This is a genomic window from Adhaeribacter aquaticus DSM 16391 (assembly GCF_000473365.1).
GTDB classification, from domain to species: Bacteria; Bacteroidota; Bacteroidia; order Cytophagales; family Hymenobacteraceae; genus Adhaeribacter; species Adhaeribacter aquaticus.
Genome location: NZ_KI421517.1, coordinates 1,612,324 through 1,633,372, shown reverse-complemented (window position 1 = coordinate 1,633,372; position 21,049 = coordinate 1,612,324). Strand labels below are relative to the sequence as shown.

The following is a 21,049-nucleotide window of genomic DNA, read 5'->3' as shown; positions in this document are numbered from 1 at the left end:
TCACTTTTGTAAATATACATGAGTAACCAATATACCAAACTAAAAGTAGTTGCTGTTACCCGCGAAACACCTGATGCTGTTACCATTCATTTTGAACATCCTGAGCGTAAAAATATTCCGAGTAAAGCCGGACAGTTTTTAACCTTAATCATTCCGGTAAATGGGAAGCAGGAAAGACGTTCTTATTCATTAAGCTCTGCGCCGTACGAAGCGCCCCAATTAGCCGTTACGGTCAAACGGGTTCCGAATGGTTTAGTTTCCAATTACCTGGTTGATGATTGTAAACTAGGCATGGAACTGGAGGTTTTGGAGCCCTTGGGCAATTTTAAAGTAGATACTAATCCAGCTAATAGCCGAAATATGGTTTTGATTGGGGCCGGCAGCGGTATTACTCCCTTACTAGCCATGGCGAAGGCTGTTCTGCACGATGAACCTAAGAGCCGGGTAACCTTAATATATGGTAACCGAAACGAAGGCACGGTTATTTTCAAAAATAAGCTAACTGATATGGTAGCAGAATACGCTGGCCGGTTTGCGGTAGAGCATGTATTTAGCCAGCCTAAAAGTTCGGGTGAAACGCAAAAGTCAGGTGTTTTTAAGAGCCTTTCTTCTTTATTTTCTAAGAAGAAAGAAGAGCCGGCCCCAGTTGAGCCGACTCTACATAAATATACCGGCCGTTTAAACCGAAAAATGCTTATTCAGATACTGGAAAACCTTAACTTTTCAGGCGCTCCAAATACAGAATATTATTTATGTGGTCCTGAAGGTATGATGACGGAAGCCCGGGAAGCCCTGAATATATTAAAAGTTGCGCCAGAGCGTATTTATAAGGAAAGCTTTGTAACCGAAAAAGAGAAACAGCAGCCTTTGGAGGGAAGTGTAACGCTGGAAGAGACTGGGGAGAAAAAGGAGGAGCACCTGGTAACTTTAATTTACGAAGGTGCTGAATACAAAGTCCCTGTAAAAAAAGGTCAGACTATTCTGGAAGCTGGCTTAGCCCAAGAGATAGATTTACCTTATTCGTGCCAGGCTGGTTTATGCACCGCTTGCCGGGGCAAATGTTTATCGGGTAAAGTGCACCTAGATGAAAGGGATGGCTTATCAGATGCCGAAATTAACGAAGGTTACGTATTAAACTGCGTTGGCCACCCAATTACTGACAATGTGGTAATTGAGATAGGCTAAAAATGTTTTTAGAATTTTAGGTAATTACTTATCAGCTGAAGTCTTCTTAACTGAATTTTAACATTTACCTAATTACTCAAATCTAGAATTATATGACACAAAATACAGCTGTTTTAGAACCAAAACCACGTACTTTTTTACCTCCGGATTATAAGGTAACTAACTGGGATACCCTGGAACCATACCTGGAGGATTTAAAGAACAGGCCCATACATTCTGCCCAGGAGTTAGAGCAATGGCTCCTGGATCGAAGTGAATTAGAAAGCATACTGGGAGAGGATATGGGTTGGCGCTATGTTCGGATGACCTGCGATACCCAGGATGAAAAAGCCACTGAAGCTTTCCAATACTTTGTAAGCGAAATAGAGCCCAAAGCCGCCCCTTACGACCATGCCTATAATGTAAAACTGGTAGAGTCGCCGTATCTGCAGGAGTTAGATCAGGAGAAATACCGGATTTATTTGCGTTCAGTTAAAAAAGCAATCGAAATATTCCGGGAAGAAAACATTCCGCTGAATACAGAAATTACTACAAAACAACAGCATTATGCAGCCATAACCGGAGCTATGACGGTAACCCTTGATGGGGAAGAAATGACCTTGCAACGGGCTTCTGACCGGTTAAAGAACCTGAACCGCGACATCAGGCGGGAAGCATATTTAGCTATTCAGGACCGGCGCATACAAGACCGGGATGAGCTAAACAATTTATATTCAGAGCTTATTCATTTGCGGCACCAGGTAGCTCAAAATGCCAGTTTTGCCAACTTCCGTGATTATATGTTTGCCTCCCTGGGCCGTTTTGATTACACCCCTCAGGATTGTTTTGATTTTCATGAAGCAATTCGGGCTACGGTGGTGCCAATTATAGATGAAATAGACCAGAAACGGAAACAAAACCTGGGATTGGAGGAGTTAAAGCCTTGGGATTTAGATGTAGATGACTCTGGTAAGGCACCTTTGGAGCCATTTAAAACCGGTGAGGAATTACTGCAGAAAACTATTGACTGCTTTTACCGCTTAGACCAGTTTCTCGGCGATTGCCTGGTAACCATGAAGAACATGAATCGCCTGGATTTGGAATCGCGGAAAGGAAAAGCACCCGGCGGGTATAACTATCCTTTAGACGAAACTGGTGTGCCTTTTATTTTTATGAATGCTACTTCCTCGCTACGCGATGTAGTAACGATGCTGCACGAAGGTGGCCATGCTGTTCATTCTTTTTTAACGCACCCCTTATCTTTAGGCGCCTTCAAGCATCCGCCTTCAGAAGTGGCTGAATTAGCTTCCATGTCCATGGAATTAATCAGTATGGACCATTGGGATTTATTTTTTGAAGATGAAGATGAGCTGCGTCGGGCCAAGAAAACCCATCTGGAAAGTGTATTGGAAACATTCCCGTGGGTAGCCACCATCGATCGGTTTCAGCATTGGGTATATGAAAACCCCAATCATACGCTGGAAGAGCGCGAAGCTAATTGGTTGCAAATTTTCAATAGTTTTAATCAGCACGAAGTGAGTTGGGCCGGTTTAGAACAATATAAGCCTTATATCTGGCAGAAACAGCTGCACCTGTACGAAGTACCTTTTTATTACATTGAATATGCTATGGCTCAATTGGGCGCAATAGCCGTTTGGAAAAACTTTAAACAAGACCCGCTGGCTGGTTTAGAAGGCTATAAAAATGCATTAAGTCTGGGCTACACCAAATCTATTGGAGAGGTTTATGCGGCCGCCGGTATTAAGTTTGATTTTTCAGCGGAGTACATTAAGAGCCTGGCTGAATTTGTAAGAGCAGAAATGGCTAAATTATAAGAATCCTGGCTTAAATTTTTACATCAGGATTACTTGCTGAGGAGTCCTGTAAATAAATAAAAAAATAATATGAGTGAATATACAGCCCTAAGTGATTTAGGCGAATTTGGGTTAATCCGGAAGATTCAGGAAAATATTAAACTGGAGAATGCATCTACCAAAATTGGGATTGGAGATGATGCCGCCGTACTGGAACCGGGTCAGAAAAACATTGTTGTTTCTACGGATATGCTGGTAGAAGGCGTTCATTTTGATTTAACTTTTTGTCCGTTGCGCCACCTGGGATACAAAGCTGTAGCCGTGAACGTGTCTGATATAGCAGCTATGAATGCTATTCCTACTCAAATAACTGTTAGTTTGGCTATTGGAGCCCGCTATACTGTGGAGGCTATTGAAGACTTATATGAAGGCATCCGGATTGCTTGCGAAAATTATAAAGTAGATTTAGTTGGTGGTGATACAACTTCTTCTAAAGGGGGGTTAGTGATCAGTGTAACGGCAATAGGAGAGGTAGCGGCCGGTGAGGCCGTATTGCGCAGCACAGCTGAGGTAAATGATTTAGTTTGTGTTACCGGCGATTTGGGCGGCGCCTATTTAGGTTTGCAGGTGCTGGAGCGCGAAAAGCAGGTGTTTTTAGATAACCCGGAGATGCAGCCGGATTTACAGGAAAAAGAATATTTGGTACAACGGCAACTAAAACCCGAAGCTCGGATGGATGTAATTCATGAGTTAAAGGAGTTAGGTATTAAACCTACTTCTATGATTGATATATCGGACGGATTGGCCTCAGAATTAATGCATATCTGCTCCCAGTCTAAAGTAGGAGCCGCCATTTATCAGGATAAATTGCCCGCTGATCCGCAGGTGTTAAATACCGCTGATGAGTTTCGGTTAGATCCGGTTATGTGTATTTTGAACGGTGGCGAAGACTACGAATTGTTGTTTACAGTAAAATTAGCTGATTTTGATAAACTTAAAAACCACCCGGATATTTCAATTATTGGTAAAATAACGGAAGCTTCGGAAGGCGTGAGGCTGGTAACGCCAAGTGGTAATACCTTCCCTATTAAAGCACAGGGCTGGACCCACTTTTAAGAACAGCAAGTCTGAATAAACAAATAAATAAAAAGCCCATTGTTAAATGGGCTTTTTATTTATTTGTTTATGGGGTATTAATCACTTCGTATCTGGCCCGGACAAACATGAAAATGCCATAGCCTATAAATCCTAAGGCTAAAGCACCTAATATTATGGAACCGTGGGTGTTTTTTTCTAAAAATTGAAAGGCTTCTTCCGTACCGCCGGCTTCTTTGGAATTGGTATTATAAGCGGCTTTAAATAGCATATACCCAATTACAAGCCAAACGGCTCCCCGGGCAATATGTCCTACTTTCCCCGCTCGGCAAAGCAGATTTTTGGTTTCGGAATTGTACCCCATAGATTGGATTTTCTTTAAATACTTTCCCGAAAAAGCTTTGTAAATTTGATATAAACCAGCTAGAATAGTACCTGCTGCAACAATGCCTACCAGCCATTGCCCAAACGGTTGATGAAGGAGTTTTTCGGCAAGTACTTGGCGGGAATTAGTATCGCTATTATTTCCGCCAGGTCCATTATTCAGAGAAAAAGCCGAAAAAGCAAAAGCACCATAAACTAATCCAGTAAAGGCATAACCAACTCTACGACCTATTCCTTTTAAATCGGTTCCTTTATTTTCGGTATCTAAAATGGCCATGGCTAAGCGCCAAATGGTATAGGAAAGTAAGCCTACGCCCAAAACTGCCAATAAAAATTTGCCAAATGGCTGTTCCTGGATAAATTTAAATATACCCTTTATACCAGAATCTTTTGCGGTTTGGCCATTAACTTCCAAGGCGGCCATAAAAGCTAAGGTGCCGATTAAGCAGTAAACTATTCCTTTGGCAGTTAACCCGACCCGGGCAAAGGTATCAATTTTAGAATTGTGGGAAGGCGGGAATTTAGAAGTAAAAGCAGGAACATCCATAAAAAAAGCTTTTGTGTAGTAAGTTATTATTCTTACTCAAAAGCTTTTTTTAAGTTATCAAGACCTTAGCTAGTTAATCTTCCGGGAATGGTATAAAAACGAAATTTGTAAAATCTTCATCTATAACAAACAGGCAGCAAAATTCATCAGGGTTTTTATAAGCCTGTTCAAAGTCTTCTACTTTATCTACACTAATGACATCCCGCTGTACAAAATCGTATAAATAGGAAGCATAAATGTGCCAATCTAAAGCCAGTTCATCTGCATTAATTAAAAGAGAGCCTAAAGAGGTTTCCTGCTTCGCGAAAATAAAAATAGGGTAACGGGAAATCTCGCGTTTCCGAATCTGGTAAGAAGCCTCCTTCAATGTATCAGAAACAGCTGCAAAATCTTTTGTAATAGTACCTAAATATTTACCGTTTAGCTCTGGATCGTTGTTGTACATGCTTCTTTAAAATTTAAGTTCAAGGGATACTACGTTTTCTACGTGGTGCGTTTGCGGAAACATATCAACCGGCTGAATTTTTGTTACCTCGTAATTAGCTGATAAAGCTTCAAGGTCACGTGCTTGGGTAGCCGGATTGCAGCTTACATACACAATTCGTTTGGCTTTGATCTGGTTTAGCTTTTCAACTACATCGGGGTGCATTCCAGCGCGGGGAGGGTCGGTTATAATTACATCGGGTTGCCCATGTTCCGCTATGAAATCATCATTCAAAACATCTTTCATATCACCAGCATAGAATTTGGTATTGGTTATATTATTGATGCCAGAATTAATTTTGGCGTCCTCTATGGCACTGGCTATATACTCCACGCCAATTACTTCTTTAGCCTGCCTGGCCACAAAATTAGCAATGGTGCCGGCTCCGGTATACAGGTCGTATACCACTTCTTCACCGGTTAGGCCAGCCATGTCACGGGTTATCCGGTACAATTCGTAAGCCTGGTCAGAGTTGGTTTGGTAAAACGATTTAGGACCTACCCGAAATAGTAAGCCTTCCATGCTCTCGTGGATGTAAGGTTGGCCGTGGTAGCAAATTACCTCCAGGTCGTGGAAAGTTTCGTTTCCTTTATTGTTTATTACATAATGCAAGGAACTAATTTCGGGGAAACTATTTTTCAGGTGCTCCATTAGGCCATTAATCGCTGGCATGTCCTCAAAATAAACCTGCAGAATAACCATGATTTCACCGGTATTAGCTGTCCGGATAATCAGGTTTCGCAAAAAGCCCTCCATCCTTACCATATCGAAAAAGACGAGGTTATGCATTTTAGCGTATTGCCGAACCGCTAACCGGATATTGTTGGAAGGTTCAGGTTGTAGATAACAATGCTTAATATCTAATATTTTATCGAATCGACCCGGTATATGAAAACCAAGTGCATCCCGGTCGTATTCCTGATCTGACTTAATTTGTTCCGTAGTCAGCCAACTGTTATTGGAGAAAGTATATTCAAGCTTATTGCGGTAATAAGTAGTTTTATCTGAGCCCCAAATGGGTTCCATTGGCTTATGTCCAATTTTCCCAATGCGCTCCAGGTTATCTTTTACCTGCTTGTGCTTATAAAATAATTGGGTGTCGTACCCAATATGTTGCCATTTGCAACCGCCACAGGTGCCAAAATGCTCGCAAAAGGGCTCGGTTCGTAAATCTGAATACGCATGAAATTTTACTGGTACTGCTTCCAGGTAATTTTTCTTTTGCTTGGTTATTCTTAGATCTACTACATCGCCGGGAGCAACACCCGTAATAAATACGACCTGGTTTTCGTGCCGCGCCAGGCATTTACCCTCGGCCGCCATTTCTTCAATCCGAATATTCGGAATTATATCAAACTGATGCTTTTTCTTCTTCTTTCTCACAGTACCGCAAAATTACGGTAAATAATATTCTTTTTAAAGATTATAAGTGCATCAGCAGCAAAGATTGAGGTGAAAGTTGCATTATAGCAGTAAGGAAGGCTTATACAGAAGTGGTAGATATCTCTTACCTTTGTGTTGCTTATTTAGGCACTTAAGATCCTGATTTTAGCAATTCATCATGAAAAATAAAGTAGTTCTGATTACAGGTGGTACCTCTGGTATTGGGAAAGCATTGGCATTTAGCTTTGGCAGGGAAGGAGCTAAAGTAGTAATTACCGGCCGTAATCAGGAAAACTTGATTGCAACATCTCAGGAACTACAGCAGCAAAATATTGATAACCTGTCAGTTAAGGCCGATGTAAGTAATGAAGCTGATTGCCAACGAATGGTAGCCGAAACAATTGCCAAATTTGGGCAGCTAGATGTTTTAATAAATAATGCCGGTATTTCCATGCGGGCCTTGTTCGAGAGTTTAGACCTGGATGTAATCCGAAAGGTAATGAACATTAATTTTTACGGGACCGTTTATGCCACCAAATTTGCCCTGCCTTACATTATAGAGGCAAAGGGATCTATTATTGGTATTTCTTCTATTGCGGGTTATCGGGGTTTGCCAGCACGTACAGGTTATTCAGCTTCTAAATTTGCCATGCATGGTTTCCTGGAAACTTTACGGACGGAGGTAATGAACAAAGGAGTACATGTAATGATTGCCTGCCCGGGATTTACGTCCTCTAACATTCGGAATACCGCACTTACAGCTACCGGCGCAGTGCAAGGAGAATCCCCGCTAGATGAAGGGAATATAATGAGTGCCGAAGAGGTCGCCAACCGCATTTTAAAAGCGACTAAACAACGTAAGCGTGATTTGGTAATGACCACCCAGGGTAAATTAACAGTGTTTTTAAACAAATGGCTACCGGGGCTAACAGATAAGCTGGTGCTAAATCATTTTAAAAAAGAAAAAGATTCACCAGTTTAGGTTGTATTTAATTTATTATGTTAAATAGAGTTAAATGTTATAATTAACCCATTTTTGAATGGAGCCTCCTTATGGAAGTTCTAAAACATTTTTTTTGCGGATGTAGGCTTTCTTTCCCATCCATTCTGTTTCGTACCATATATCCTGCTCACCCTTCAGGTCTATTTTATGCCCCTCCGTTGCAGTAGCCAGCCAGGTAGAGGCAGCTGATGGCGCCGACATAATGGCCACATTATTTTCCTGAATAATTCCTTTCCGGCCAAATCTTAGGAAGTTGATGTAGTAAGCAATAAATAATAAATAGAATAAAAATAAAACCCGAATGGGAATTGGTAGCAAGCGCTTTTTACGGTAGGTAATAAAAAGAATGGTTCCTATTCCAACGGCCCCCATCAACAGAGCCTGCAATATATTCAGGTAATGTTTATTAAACTGGGTCTGGAAAAAATCAAGGTCGCTATAGACGTAACCCATATAATGCTGGCGTTGCGCCAGATCTTCCATTTTTTTTAAGACTGACCGGTTGGGCGTTTTATTGTAATAAAGGTGGAGGTAATAAATAGAGGAGGTATAGTTTTTTTCTAACTCTTGAATAAAGGCCATCTTGAGCAGCATTTGCGGCGTATAAGATTGATCTTTTTTTAGAATAGAATCGTAAATATGGAAACTTTCGGAATATTTCCGAAGATTAAATAAACTATCGGCCTTTGTTAATAATAAATTATTGTCCTGACTATTACAAGGTTGGTAAAAAAAGAGGAAAGAAATTAAAAAAAATAGGTATAATTTGTTCTTTTTATTTGTCATTTTGAAATAAGTGCGCTACTTTTGCATCGCAATTCAGGGAAACGCCCTAAGGTTGTAAAGATAGTAAAAAGATTCTGTAGCTCAGCTGGTAGAGCAATACACTTTTAATGTATGGGTCCTGGGTTCGAATCCCAGCGGGATCACAAAGCTTTAAATATTGTCTGTTTAAGTAATAGCAGGCATATAGCTTTAATAAAGAACAATTGTTTTTTTAGTGAACGTAGTTCTTGCATTTACATTTTACTTCTGATTCTGTAGCTCAGCTGGTAGAGCAATACACTTTTAATGTATGGGTCCTGGGTTCGAATCCCAGCGGGATCACTAAAAACAAAAGCCTGTAAGAATTTTCTTACAGGCTTTTGTTTTTTTATACCATCAGCTTTGAGTACATAAGTTTTCAACATGCTTATGGCTAAAATGCTTTTCTCCTGATTATTTGAGCAGGTAGTTACGTCTCATTTTTACCTGTAATATCTTGGTAATGAATATTTCTTTTACCTTGAAGTTATAACTAAAGCTAAAACTTAGTTTAATGCTAATTTTAAACCTTTAACCTTTTATACGAAAAGGGTGTGTACCTGATGGTTTGGTTTATACTACGGCTGCCGTGTATCCTCATTTAATTTCCAAATCAGAATGAGTTCTTCTTAAATCCAGATATTTCATGGTGGGGGCAGCTAAAACACCATGGATAATTATAGAAACCAAAACTATAAAACCAGCTATTGCCCAAAGCTCCTTTGCCTCCGGAAACGTTGCTTTACCTAAGGCAAAGGCCAGGTAATAAAAAGAGCCAATACCCCGGATACCAAAAAAGCTAATAGCCAGCTTTTCCCGAATAGTTATTTTCTGATTGTATAAAGTTGCCAGAGTAGTAAGTGGTCTTGCTAAGAAAATAAAGGCTAGCCCAACGGCTATTCCTCGTCCGGTCAGGTTATCTAATAATCCATTCGCCAGGCTTCCTCCGAATAATAAAAGTAAAATTACTAAAAACAACCTCTCTATTTGTTCTGTAAAGTCATGTAGTTCCAGGTGGTAATGGTGGTTTTTTTCGAGGTGACGAATGGTTAATCCGGCTATAAAAACAGCAATAAAGCCATATCCGTGCACCAACTCCGTTACCCCGTAAACAAGTAAAGTAGCTGCAATGGCTACAAAACCATCGCGTGATTTAGGAAAGTTTGTTTGCTTGGGTAGTACAAAAAGTAAGTAGGAAAGGGCTCTGCCCAAGAAATAGCCAGAAGCGACGCCACAAACAATTTTATAAATCAAATCATCCCAGAACCAGGGCCAGAACCAAGCTTCACCGGTTTGACTTGCTAAGGCCAGGGTTACAGCTAACCAGGTAAAAGGAAAGGCTACGCCATCGTTTAAGCCTGCTTCAGAAGTAAGAGAGAACCGAACATGGTCTTCCTGCTCTTCGCTGGGCGGTCCTACTTGAATATCTGCTGCCAGAACCGGATCGGTCGGTGCCATTACAGCTCCTAATAAAACTGCGGCAGCCGGCGTGAAGCCTAATACCCACCATCCCATAAAACCTAAAAAGCTTATGCACAGTAGCATGGTAACCGAGACTAACAATAGTGGTATTTTCCAATTCTTTAAACTTACATCTCGATTTATTTTTAAGCCTGTACCCATTAAAGTGGTAATAACGCCTAATTCTGTAAGCCGGGTGGTCAGGTTATTGTATTTTAAAGGATCGGGAGCAGGCAGATTTAGCGGTATTTTATATAACAAGTAGCCTAATCCTAAAAAAATCATTGCATAAGAAAAAGGAGCATTTTGGAGCAAGGAAGGCAACCATGCCATGGCTAGTGCGGCTAAACCAATTACCGTAATTACCAAGATAAAAGTAGTCATGAATAATTTAATTTACTTTGGAAGTACGGGAAATACGCAGGAATGACTGATAAATAGTAATAACTTAATTCTTAAATGAATGAAAAATAAATGCTTTAAAATGGATGTATTTTACTTTAGTAAGTATGAAGAACCTATGAAAGTACTGGTATTTAATAAAATTTAAGATGTAAGGGTAGGTAATGTGCTGGATCTGGTAATTGAGCAGCTGCGTGAAGCAATTATTTAGGTAATTTCTACAGCAGTTCGTGGTTCTGATTTACTTGTTTTAGATGGCTTTGATCCATAAATGTATAATATGGTGTTAGGGCATGAATGTATGGGTATTGTGAAAGAAGGAGGCGCAGGCGTAACCAACTTAAAAAATGAGATCGGGTAGTGGTGCCCTTCATTGGCTTGCGGGTAATGCTACTTTTGTACCCACCCATGGCCAACACAATGTTAAAATTCCAATTCGAACTGATGGTGGATTTATGACCGAAAAAGCTACTGCTTTATTCAGGTATACTGATTTATATGGCGGGTATAACGGAGGTCAGGCGGAGTGTGTACGGGTGTTCTTTGCTGATTATGGTCCTCGTGTAGTTTCGGATAGATTAACCGATTAACAAGTTTTATTTCTGAATTGATAATATTCTTATCTACCGGTGGTTTGATAAAGACGTGACTATAATAGGAAAACAAGCACCGGTTCAGTACTACCTCGATCACCTGATGAAGCAGGTAGTAGGTGGTAAAGTAAAGTTAGAAGGCATCATAATATATACGTTACCTCCTTCATAAGCAGCACCTAGTTATTATATTTTTAAGCACAAACGGGAGAATTGGGTAAAAGCGGTGCTTAAGTTACAAAAGTATCAAGATTTAATGAAGAAATTTATGCAGGGAAAAGAGGGTAACCAGCTGCTGTCTTACAGTTTGGTTTTTGCCAGTTATGCCGCAGCTGGTTAGCAGGAAATAATATGCAACATCTTATTTTAAAAGCTTGATTATTATTAGATTTTGAATAAAGATGTTGCTTCAAAAAGCTTAGAGTAACAGAATCTGATCTGGTGATGCCAGGGCAGGTAAAAAATTTACCGCGTTGGTTCAGCTTTTGGCTTGATCAAAGATAATAAGAGAAGTCCGATCCCAATTCCTTTCAAAAGACCGTCAATGAAATCGGAAACATTTAAAAAATAGCCAATTAGATATGTGCAGAAGAAAAACAGCAGAGAAATTGGCAAAAGATAGTTATCCAGGATCCTCATAATCTAAAACTTTAGAAAGTAATTTACTAATATAAGTAATTGGATTATAGAATCCTACGAATTAGTTAAATTTATTTTTGAATTTTGCTGGTAAATTACTGGTGCCGGTAGAATTCAACTATCTTATGTAAAACTAAACTAACAAACTCTTAATAATGGATCTTATTTCATCCCGGTTAACAGGTTTAATTAAATAACCTTTTACCTGATCAAAAGTTCTAGCCTTATCCATATCATCCAGGCTGTTTGAGGAACTGATAACAAATAATGTTATCTGCTTTGGGAATTTGAGTTGAGTATATTTATTCAAAAACTGCCATCCATCCATAAACGGCATCTCAAGATCTAAAAAGATGCAATCGGGTAGTTCATTGGTTTGATTTTCATTTGCAGAAAAATATTCTATGGCCTCCAGTCCATTTTTAAATTGAATAATTGAATCTACAAGGCCTGTATTTTCAATTGTTTTTTTCATCATGAACCGATAAATGTCATCGTCATCAATTAAGCTAATTAGGCTTAAAGTTTTCATGTATTTTAAAACTTAATAGTAAATTCACTGCCTTCCAACGGTACACTTTTTACAGCAATACTGCCTCCAAATGTCTCAATCTGATTTTTGGTAATAAATAAACCAACACCCTTACTGTCGTAGCCCGGATGGAATATTTTTTTTAGTTTAAACACTTGTTTGCCATAGGTATCCAGGTCAATGCCAAGCCCATTGTCTTTTACAGTTAAATATAACTTACCCTTTTCGGTGTAAGACATTACTTTTATTATGGGTCTTTTACTTGGCTGCGAATACTTTAATGCATTACTCATTAAGTTATGCAGGATGCTCTCCAGGTAAACTTTTGGGTATTTAATAATAGGCTCGGCTAAATCATAATCAATAATGGCATTTTTTTCTATAATTTGGGCTTTAAAGGATAAAAGAATTTTGTTCAGCGTTTCTTCCAGGTCACATTCATTAAATTCAATTTCCTTGTTCAAACGTACTTCCAATACTTTCATTAGCTCATCCAAGGTGTCTAGCATGTTTACATTGGCCTGGTTCAGCATGTTGAAGTAGATGTTGCTTTCAATATCTGGATAGTCTGTTGGTAAGGCTTCGAGTAAAATTTTAATGTTACCGGCTGGCCCCCGTAAGTTGTGGGCTACAATTTTATTGAATTCTTCTACCTGCTCAATTTTACCTTCTAAATCAAGGGCAGTAACCTGAAGCGCCTCGTTTTTTTGCTCTAATGCTGTTATTAAATGTTTAGTATTGGTGATGTCTACAATTTCAGAAATAAAAAACTTAGGTTCATTGGTATTCTCCCAGACCAGTGATACGGTCAGCATTACCCATATTATTTGCCCGTTTTTATGGAAATACCTTTTCTCCATTTGGTAGGAGCTTATTTCTTTATGAAGCATTTTCTGCACATACTCCATGTCTACTTCTAAATCTTCAGGATAAGTTAGCTCTTGCACCGTTTTTTTAAGCAACTCTTCTTTTGAAAAACCTAATAAACGACAAAGAGCAGGGTTTACATTTAACCAGCAACCAGCAGGTGAAACAAATGCCATTCCAATGCCTGAATAAGTAAAAGCACTGGAAAAGGTGTTTTCACTTAACCGGAGTTGCTCCTGAAATTCTTTTGCATAATGGATATCTTCATGGGTGCCTACAATTCGCCCAGGCTTGCCATTAGGGAGGCGGTAGGTTATTTTTGCGGAGGCGCGTATCCATTTATAACTACCATCTTTGCAGCGTAAGCGGTATTCAGCTTTATAAAAGGGGGTTTCACCAGAAGCGTGTTTATCTATTTCAGCTAAAGTTGCTGTTTTATCTTCCGGGTGTAGTCTGGATTCCCACTCTTTAGAATCGTTTTGTATTTCATGGTCCTCATAGCCGATAATTTCTTTCCATTTTTTAGAATAAAATACTTGCTTTTTCTGGGCATCCCAATCCCATACTCCTAATTGGCTGCCTTCTAAAGCAAATTGCCATCTTTCTTCACTTTCCCGGAGTTGTTGCGTTAAGCTCTCAAATTGCTTTTGAAGAATTTCCTCAATTTGTTTAGGCGTTTTTAGGGTGAGCAGTTGGGGTAAACTTTTTGCCAGCGTTATAACAGCTACCCAGGAAATAATAGCAGTAATAAATAAAATAAGGGCGCTCATCCGGTAGGCAGGGTACCAAAACATGATACTGTCGGATAAGTGCGTAACACCGCAGGCAAAAATAAAGGCAATGAATAACCAGAAGATTCGTCCAAAGGGAAGCACTTCTTTTTTCCTTCTCAGAAAAAGGAACAATAAAAATGGAATTGCAAAATAAGCTAGCCATATAGCCAGACTGGATAGAATATAAGTCCACCCATGAAAAGGAGTCCACTTGCCACAAACCCATCTGGCCGGAAATCCATTAGGATCAAATAAATCCTTAAAAAAATCAAGTAAAATAGTCACTTAAAAATATAACTCAGGATATAGAACTATTAATAAGAAGGGAAATTACAGTTTTATAATGATAATTATATAAAATAGGAATAAATATTTATTTTTTGTCAAGAACTGTATTAGTTTCAAATTAAACTTTATATAATATTATTTTTTATAAATAGTGTTAAGCCACCAAGAAGTTTAAAATAGGAGCAATTCTTTAGGCAAGTTTTAGCTGAAGGAAAGGAGGTATGGAAGAAATTTGGCAGATAACCTTTCAGAAAATTAGACCTTAATTAGTAAGAAAATAAGGGCGCACCTTATAAAATAAAAAAGGTAACTATTTAGAAGTTACCCTTAGTAAAATAATATCGATAATTTATTTTTTGTCTTATACTATATTGTTAACCAAATGGTTACAGATTTGAGTGAAGCTGATAGATCTAAAGCTTAAATTTAAAAAAAACTGTTTTAAGAAGTTGTTAGCGTTCTATGGTCTGTTCAAAGGGGCTTTGGTTAACAAACATTAATATTATACATAGTTTAGCCTCTATTCTATTTCTGGATATTTTTGTTTATATAATCCTGTAAATTTTGTTCATTAAAGTCTGTGCCAGTTAGTACCAGGGTAGACACGGTTTGCTTTTTAATATCTTGTAGCTGTAAGACTTGAATGCCTACATAGCGCTCCTGGATAAAATAAAGTTTAAAATCCTGGATATCTTTCCAGGCTACGAAAAAATCTTTTGCCTTATTATGTAAGCCTTCCTCGGTTAAAATGTATATAGGAGTAGTATCCAGGAAGTCTCTTATAAAAAGTGTCGTTAATAAGATCAAAACAAGTCCTGGTACCGAGGTTATAAATGTATTCGGGTTATTTTCCTCAGAAAAAACCAGAAAAAAATAAAAGGCTAGCGCCGAGATACTGAATAAAACATTTATACCATTTCTTATTTTTGATTTTCGTATCTCGAGCGGCATACCTTTAATTTTTATTTTCCCAACACTAATGCAAAAACAAGAGGAGCTACTATAGTAGCATCAGATTCAATAATGAATTTAGGTGTGTCCTTGCTTAATTTCCCCCAGGTTATTTTCTCATTTGGGATACAGCCAGAGAAGGAGCCATAGCTAGTGGTAGAATCAGATATTTGGCAGAAGTAACCCCATAGAGGTACCTCAGGCCGCTGTAAATCCTGGTGCAGCATTGGAACCACACAAATTGGGAAGTCGCCAGCGATTCCTCCGCCAATCTGGAAGAAGCCAATCGGGCTCTCGGCAGTGGCAGTTTTGGTGTAGTAATCGGCCAGTTCCATCATGTATTCAATACCTGTTCTAACAGTATGTACATTTTTAATATCGCCGCTGATAACGTGGCCAGCATAAATATTACCCAGGGTAGAGTCTTCCCAACCTGGTACTACCATAGGTAGGTTTTTCTTGGCTGCTTCTAATAACCAGCTGTTTTTCGGGTCAATCTGGAAAGATGGATCTAGTTCACCGGAAAGTAAAATCTGATACATGAACTCGTGTGGGAAATACCTTTTACCTTCGGTATCGGCCTTTTGCCAGTATTTTAAAACTACGTTTTCTATCCGGCGCATGGCTTCCATTTCTGGTATGCAGGTATCGGTTACCCGGTTCATGTGCCGGTTTAGTAAATCTTCCTCATCCTGGGGCGTTAAATCCCGGTAATTAGGAATGCGCTCGTAAAAGTTGTGCGCTACCAAATTAAATACGTCTTCTTCCAGGTTTGCTCCGGTGCAGCTAATGGCGTGGATTTTGTCTTCCCGGATCATTTCGGCTAAAGTAATTCCTAATTCAGCTGTAGACATAGCACCAGCCAGGGTTACCATCATTTTATGGCCATTGTCTACATGTAGTTTGTATGCTTCTGCTGCATCAACTAAGGCGGCAGCATTGAAATGTTTAAAATTCGTTTTTAAAAATTGAGTAATTGTCATTTGTTTATAGTTCTTTCTATTTTAACTAGCTAATTGAATGGCATCGGCATGAGAAAGGTCAAATTCTTCCTGGTTTAGCAGGTAATTTGAATTTAATCCCTGGTTGCGGATGGTTTTAATCATATCCTGGAATAGTTCTTCTTCCTTAACTGATTGGTCGCGGGGATGTGGCCACGGGGTATTAAAGTCTTTTACAATTTTAGCACCATTGGCTCCCTGGTAATACTGGGACAAAACAATTACCCGGGTACCTAAATAAACAGCTTCCTCCAGGTCGTGCGTTACAAAAAGTATGGTCTGACCAGTTTGTTGCCATTGTTCCAGCATAAAGGCATGCATCTGGTCTTTTGTGCCCGCATCTAAAGCACCAAAAGGCTCGTCCATTAGCAAAACCTTAGGTTTCATTATCATGGCTTGGGCAATAGCAACCCGTTGGCGCATACCGCCCGATAGCTGATAAGGGTATTTATCCCCGTGTTGGAGCAGGCCTACTCTTTCTAAGTATTCATCTACTAAAGTGCTGTATTCTTCATATTTCCAACCCGGGAAAACAGTGTTTAAGAGGTTGCCAAAAATGCTGAAGTTCTCCAGTTCTAATCCTATTCTTACATTTTGCCTCACGGTTAAATTATCAAATAAGGAATATTTTTGAAAAACTACCCCCCGGTTCCGGTCTGGTTTTAGAATTGGTTTTTGATCCATCAATACGTTACCGGCCGAGGGACGCTCAGAACCCAAAATCATGCGCAGTAAGGTAGATTTGCCGCAGCCGGTGGGTCCCACAATGGTTACAAATTCACCTTCCCGGATTTGGAGATTAATGTTATTTAAAACCTGAAAGCTTTTTTCTGATTGGTCGAAGTACTGCTGAGAGGCGCCTTCTACTTCAAGTATATATTTTCCTGTCATGTGTTCTATTATTATTTGTTGTACCAGCGATACTGTTTTTTAATCCATAAGCATATTCCTGCATCAATCAGGTAGGAGAGTAAGCCAATCCAGATAACATAAGAGATAATGATATCCATAGCCATGTACCGCCGCACCACAAATATCCGGTAACCTAAGCCCGCTGTTGCGGCCAGTGCCTCTCCGGAAATAAGAAACAGAACAATGGCTTTAAAATTGAGCCGGATGGAATCTAATGCCATGGGGAAAATCTTTGGCAGAATGATCTTGAAGATAATCTGGGATTTGCTGGCGCTCATGGTAATGGCCTTTATTACTTGCTCTTGCGGAAAGGCCTTTGCCCGTAAATAGGTATCCAGTATAATAGTAGGAACCACGCCAATAACAATAAGGGCTACTTTTGAAACTTCACCTAAACCAAAGAAAATGAATAATATAGGAAGAATTGCCAAGGCCGGAATTTTATCAAAGAATAGAAAGAATTTATAAAATAATTTATCCATTACAGGGAATAACCCCATATAAGCTCCCATTAACACACCTCCAAAAACAAACACCATGCTAATCAATACCCGTTGACCACTAGCCAGTGTGTCGTCTAATAAGCGATATACCCCATTGCGGTCGGGCTCAAAAGTCGAGCGGGTAAAGGCATCCAGCATCTGAGCAAAAGTTGGAACCAGTTTATCATGAGGGTTGAGTAAATGACGCTGGTGGGCAAAATACTGATACAAAATTATAATGAGAACAAACAGGAATATTGACAGGAGGGTGTCTGTCCAGGATGATCTTTTGGTTACCGACAACATAGCTATCCTTATTTTAGAGTGAGAAATGATTTTAAGCAGACCTAAAGCTGGGCGTTAGCTGCTTTTTCCATAAAGGAAGAATCAAAATACAATTGAATGTTATTTTTGTCTCCCTGAATTTCACCGTTAGGATATTGAATTCCGATTTGATCGAAAGAAGTAGCGTTTTCGCCTAACAACCCATGGCTAAAGCAAAACTTTCTTACATAATCCATGCTTTGAATGACTGCTTTGCTAGTGGTATAGTTTAAGGCGCTTTTTGGAGAATAAAACATAGCTGTAGTTTTTAGCTGGTCTTTGTATTCTTGCAAACTGCATCCCGCAGATTCTGCCATGATGGCTAAAGCTTCTTCAGTTGCCTTATCTTCTTTTTTCATAATGGCCATTACCTCGTACCAGGCACCGGTTAAAGCATTTCCTAATTCCGGATTATCTTTTAGCACATTGGTTTTTACAATCATCAGGTCCATTATTTCGCCCGGAATAGAAGAAGAAGCAAATACTTGTTTTACATCGGGTTGCTTTTTAATTTCCATGATCAGCGGGTTCCAGGTTATTACTGCTTTTTGGCTATTGTTGGAAATAAAAGCAGGAGCAATATCACTATCACTGGTATTTACAATAGTAACATCTGATTCTTTTAAACCATTTTTCTCCAATGCTCTGGATAAAATGTAGTGCGAGACAGAAAGCTCTACCAGGTTTACTTCTTTACCAACCAGATCTTTTACCTGTAAGTTATCGCGGGTTAATAAGGCATCGTTGCCATTAGAATAGTCTCCTAATATTAAAGCAGTACTGGTTACACCGGAGGCTGCCGGCATATCCAGCGCTTCCATATTAGTCATTACACAGGCATCTACCTGGCCGGCTACATAGGCTTCAACAGAAGGAATGTAATCCATTTTTATCAATTCAATCTCAATCCCATATTTTTTAGCCCACTTTTCTAAAATTTTAGATTGGTTGGCATAATCCCAAGGCTGCCAGCCAGAATAGATAGACCAGGCTACTTTAAATTTTTTTGATTTTCCGGAAGTAGAAGATGATGCGTTCGATTCCTGACCAGAAGGAGAGCTGCAGGCTGCAATAAACCCTGTTAAAAGCAACAGGATGAAAAATTGACTGATTCTTTTAAAGTTGTTCATGGGACTCTTTAATTAAATTTATTTATGAATACTAGGGATATATACATTGATAAAATATATACTTGCTTAAGCAACTAATGGTAAAGGTTGGAATAATTACTTAAGTAAGCAAGTGTTGGTTAGAAAAAATCTAAAAATTTTAAATACCCTATTAAAAATTAGCTGGTAAGAGGTGTAAATGATGTGAAAAGAAAGTATTGGCCTTAAAAAAATGCCTTCCTTTAAAAACTTAAGATAATGATAAAGTGTTAGGCTTTAAAGATGATTTGCTTATGAAGGATTTTATATTGTATAGTATTTAAATTTTTACTCAAATCATTAAGTTTTTTTTAAAAATTTATTATTTTGTAAGTTTAAATTTCAAAACAGATAATTCTTTAAAAAATTTTAGTTTACTTAGGTAATTGTGTTAAAAGATTTACTAACATTGCGTAAGTATTCAATGCAGGAGTTTTAAAGTATTATTTCTAGTTATAAAATCTGCTGTAGGGGAATGAAGTATTTGAAAAGCATAAGAACGTTTACATTTAGGATTGCATGGCTCACGCTTTTTATTTTTTCCTGTAGAAGTCCTGTTGATAAAAGCAGCACTAGGGATTCTTTAGAAAGTTCAGTGCGAATAGGAGTGTTGTTCTCTAAGACAGGTGCTAGAAGTGTTACAGAGGCGTCTATGCGGGATGCAGCTGCTATGGCTGTTGAAGAGATAAATAATGATGGAGGCGTTCTTGGTAAGCAGGTTGAAATAATAGCGGTGGATGCCGAGTCGAAGGATAATGTATATAAAGGCAGTTTGGTACAATTGGTTAATAAATCAATGGTTTCGGCAGTTTTTTGTAATCTGCCGGTAGGTGCGCGAGCTTATATATTACCTAAAGTAGAACAAAGCAATAGCTTGCTTTTTGATTTGAGTGATTATGTTGGTGAAAGAAATTTTTCCCCGGGGTTAATTTGTTTGGGTTCGTCTCCGGATCAGCTATTAAAGCCAGGCATACAATATTTGTTGGGCTTGCCAAAGCATCCTTACTCAAAATTTTATTTGATGGGTACAGAGGATGCGTATTCTAAAGGAGCTAATAAGATAATAAAAGCTTATTTACTTAGTCAGGGTATAGCAAGGGAAAACATTAGGGAAAGTCTGGTTGATGTTACAAGCGAAGACTTGGCTGATGAAATTGTAGCCATTAAAAGATATTCTACTGATGGAAAAGCCTGTGTCTTAAATACCATGCAGGGGGCTGTAAACCTTGCCTTTTTTAAAGAATTTGCCAACCAGGGGTTGTCTTCGCTGGGGTGTCCGATAATGTCGTTTACCATTTCTGAAGATGAGCTGAGGCAAATGGGTGCCGAATTTATAATTGGTCACCTTTTCAGTCGCAATTACTTTCAATCCGTGGATACCGATAAAAATATTCGGTTTGTAAGTGATTTTAGATTGTTTTGTGCCATCAATGAATTACCGGAGGGTGTAGACCGAGTAACCGGAGAGGCTATAAACCGTGCGTATACCGGAATTTATTTATGGAAAAAGGCAGTAGAAAAAGCTGGTTCTTTTGATAGAATACTTATTGAAAAAGCTTTGTATGGGTTAGAATTTAATTCACCGGCTGGTATGGTGCAAATAAACGATCAGGCCTTGAGTTTAAATAAGCCAATTATGGTGGGAGAAAGTGATTCTGAAGGTCAGATTAATGTGTTGTGGCATTCGGAGCAGTTGGTGCCAGGATCCGTTGATAAGGTTAAGTTAAATGCTCAACCTATTGCTAAAGCAAGTAATTCATATCTAGTAAAAAAGTAGACAAAGAAGCTTTATTATGGTGTGCCTCCTTGTCGGTCTTAAAAATATTTTCTAGGCACTTTTAAGAATACAATTCCAAGTGAAATTTTTAAAATGAGATTTTCTCATGGAGGGAATTCTATTGCCAAAATTTTACGAGTTAAGGTTTTGTCTTATTTGTTTAAAACTTTGCTCTGCTGCCAGCTCCACGCTCACACATATATATTATTCTTAACCCTTTA

18 protein-coding genes and 2 tRNA genes are annotated in these 21,049 nt (G+C 38.9%); 8 read left to right on the top strand and 12 right to left on the bottom strand.

Annotated features, from left to right (window positions below):
* Positions 1–18 precede the first annotated feature (18 nt).
* The 3 genes from ADHAQ_RS0109290 to thiL all read left to right on the top strand — a co-directional run bounded on the left by ADHAQ_RS0109290 (position 19) and on the right by thiL (position 4,094).
* A complete protein-coding gene (locus tag ADHAQ_RS0109290) occupies positions 19–1,185 on the top strand; it encodes a ferredoxin--NADP reductase (protein WP_026462700.1) in 1,167 nt (388 codons plus the stop codon).
* A 92-nt stretch (positions 1,186–1,277) separates the two neighbouring features.
* The gene (locus ADHAQ_RS0109285; RefSeq protein ID WP_026462699.1) at positions 1,278–2,999 is read left to right on the top strand and encodes a M3 family oligoendopeptidase; all 1,722 of its coding nucleotides are present in this window, start codon (positions 1,278–1,280) and stop codon (positions 2,997–2,999) included.
* A 69-nt stretch (positions 3,000–3,068) separates the two neighbouring features.
* Positions 3,069–4,094 carry a thiamine-phosphate kinase gene (gene thiL, locus ADHAQ_RS0109280; protein WP_026462698.1) on the top strand — a complete coding sequence of 342 codons (1,026 nt, stop codon included), beginning with the start codon at positions 3,069–3,071 and terminating at the stop codon, positions 4,092–4,094.
* Between the two features lie 67 nt (positions 4,095–4,161).
* Here thiL and ADHAQ_RS25120 read toward each other — a convergent pair whose 3' ends face one another.
* The 3 genes from ADHAQ_RS25120 to rlmD form a co-directional block, all read right to left on the bottom strand.
* Positions 4,162–5,004 carry a DUF1206 domain-containing protein gene (locus ADHAQ_RS25120; RefSeq protein ID WP_026462697.1) on the bottom strand — a complete coding sequence of 281 codons (843 nt, stop codon included), beginning with the start codon at positions 5,002–5,004 and terminating at the stop codon, positions 4,162–4,164.
* Positions 5,005–5,077: 73 nt separating this feature from the next.
* The gene (locus ADHAQ_RS0109270) at positions 5,078–5,449 is read right to left on the bottom strand and encodes a hypothetical protein (protein ID WP_026462696.1); all 372 of its coding nucleotides are present in this window, start codon (positions 5,447–5,449) and stop codon (positions 5,078–5,080) included.
* A gap of 6 nt (positions 5,450–5,455) precedes the next feature.
* Positions 5,456–6,871: a 23S rRNA (uracil(1939)-C(5))-methyltransferase RlmD gene (gene rlmD / locus ADHAQ_RS0109265; RefSeq protein WP_026462695.1), complete on the bottom strand. Its 1,416-nt coding sequence runs from the start codon at positions 6,869–6,871 to the stop codon at positions 5,456–5,458.
* Between the two features lie 178 nt (positions 6,872–7,049).
* Between rlmD and ADHAQ_RS0109260 the strand changes: the two genes are divergently transcribed.
* The gene (locus ADHAQ_RS0109260) at positions 7,050–7,853 is read left to right on the top strand and encodes an SDR family oxidoreductase (protein WP_026462694.1); all 804 of its coding nucleotides are present in this window, start codon (positions 7,050–7,052) and stop codon (positions 7,851–7,853) included.
* Between the two features lie 69 nt (positions 7,854–7,922).
* On the opposite strand, the gene ADHAQ_RS0109255 is transcribed toward ADHAQ_RS0109260, so the two are convergent.
* On the bottom strand, positions 7,923–8,456 hold the full coding sequence (locus tag ADHAQ_RS0109255) for an SH3 domain-containing protein (RefSeq protein WP_245590591.1): 534 nt from the start codon (positions 8,454–8,456) through the stop codon (positions 7,923–7,925).
* Positions 8,457–8,730: 274 nt separating this feature from the next.
* Here ADHAQ_RS0109255 and ADHAQ_RS0109250 point away from each other — a divergent pair.
* A tRNA-Lys gene (locus tag ADHAQ_RS0109250) sits at positions 8,731–8,803 on the top strand.
* A gap of 105 nt (positions 8,804–8,908) precedes the next feature.
* Positions 8,909–8,981: transfer RNA gene (locus ADHAQ_RS0109245), tRNA-Lys, on the top strand.
* A 294-nt stretch (positions 8,982–9,275) separates the two neighbouring features.
* Here the strand turns inward: ADHAQ_RS0109245 and ADHAQ_RS0109240 are convergent.
* On the bottom strand, positions 9,276–10,523 hold the full coding sequence (locus ADHAQ_RS0109240; RefSeq protein WP_026462692.1) for a cation:proton antiporter: 1,248 nt from the start codon (positions 10,521–10,523) through the stop codon (positions 9,276–9,278).
* A 365-nt stretch (positions 10,524–10,888) separates the two neighbouring features.
* Between ADHAQ_RS0109240 and ADHAQ_RS28625 the strand changes: the two genes are divergently transcribed.
* Positions 10,889–11,131 carry a hypothetical protein gene (locus ADHAQ_RS28625; RefSeq protein WP_026462691.1) on the top strand — a complete coding sequence of 81 codons (243 nt, stop codon included), beginning with the start codon at positions 10,889–10,891 and terminating at the stop codon, positions 11,129–11,131.
* Between the two features lie 775 nt (positions 11,132–11,906).
* Here ADHAQ_RS28625 and ADHAQ_RS0109225 read toward each other — a convergent pair.
* From ADHAQ_RS0109225 to ADHAQ_RS0109195, 7 genes are all read right to left on the bottom strand, one after another.
* Positions 11,907–12,305, bottom strand: a complete 399-nt coding sequence (locus ADHAQ_RS0109225) for a response regulator (RefSeq protein ID WP_026462690.1) — start codon at positions 12,303–12,305, stop codon at positions 11,907–11,909.
* 5 nt (positions 12,306–12,310) lie between these two features.
* Positions 12,311–14,230, bottom strand: coding sequence for a PAS domain S-box protein (locus tag ADHAQ_RS27195; RefSeq protein WP_051359815.1), 1,920 nt, complete (start codon positions 14,228–14,230; stop codon positions 12,311–12,313).
* Positions 14,231–14,758: 528 nt separating this feature from the next.
* Positions 14,759–15,184, bottom strand: coding sequence for a hypothetical protein (locus ADHAQ_RS0109215; RefSeq protein WP_026462689.1), 426 nt, complete (start codon positions 15,182–15,184; stop codon positions 14,759–14,761).
* A gap of 11 nt (positions 15,185–15,195) precedes the next feature.
* The gene (locus ADHAQ_RS0109210) at positions 15,196–16,167 is read right to left on the bottom strand and encodes a deoxyhypusine synthase family protein (RefSeq protein ID WP_026462688.1); all 972 of its coding nucleotides are present in this window, start codon (positions 16,165–16,167) and stop codon (positions 15,196–15,198) included.
* A gap of 21 nt (positions 16,168–16,188) precedes the next feature.
* Positions 16,189–17,076 (bottom strand): ABC transporter ATP-binding protein, encoded by an 888-nt coding sequence (locus tag ADHAQ_RS25110; RefSeq protein WP_034256701.1) that lies wholly within the window; start codon positions 17,074–17,076, stop codon positions 16,189–16,191.
* An 11-nt stretch (positions 17,077–17,087) separates the two neighbouring features.
* Entirely contained in the window at positions 17,088–17,885 is a 798-nt protein-coding gene (locus ADHAQ_RS0109200; RefSeq protein WP_071781105.1) for an ABC transporter permease, read from the bottom strand.
* 41 nt (positions 17,886–17,926) lie between these two features.
* Complete coding sequence (locus tag ADHAQ_RS0109195; RefSeq protein ID WP_026462686.1) at positions 17,927–19,033, bottom strand: putative urea ABC transporter substrate-binding protein; 1,107 nt, start codon at positions 19,031–19,033, stop codon at positions 17,927–17,929.
* Positions 19,034–19,646: 613 nt separating this feature from the next.
* On the opposite strand from ADHAQ_RS0109195, the gene ADHAQ_RS25105 reads away from it, so the two are divergent.
* Positions 19,647–20,828, top strand: a complete 1,182-nt coding sequence (locus ADHAQ_RS25105; protein WP_071781104.1) for a transporter substrate-binding protein — start codon at positions 19,647–19,649, stop codon at positions 20,826–20,828.
* Positions 20,829–21,049 lie beyond the last annotated feature (221 nt).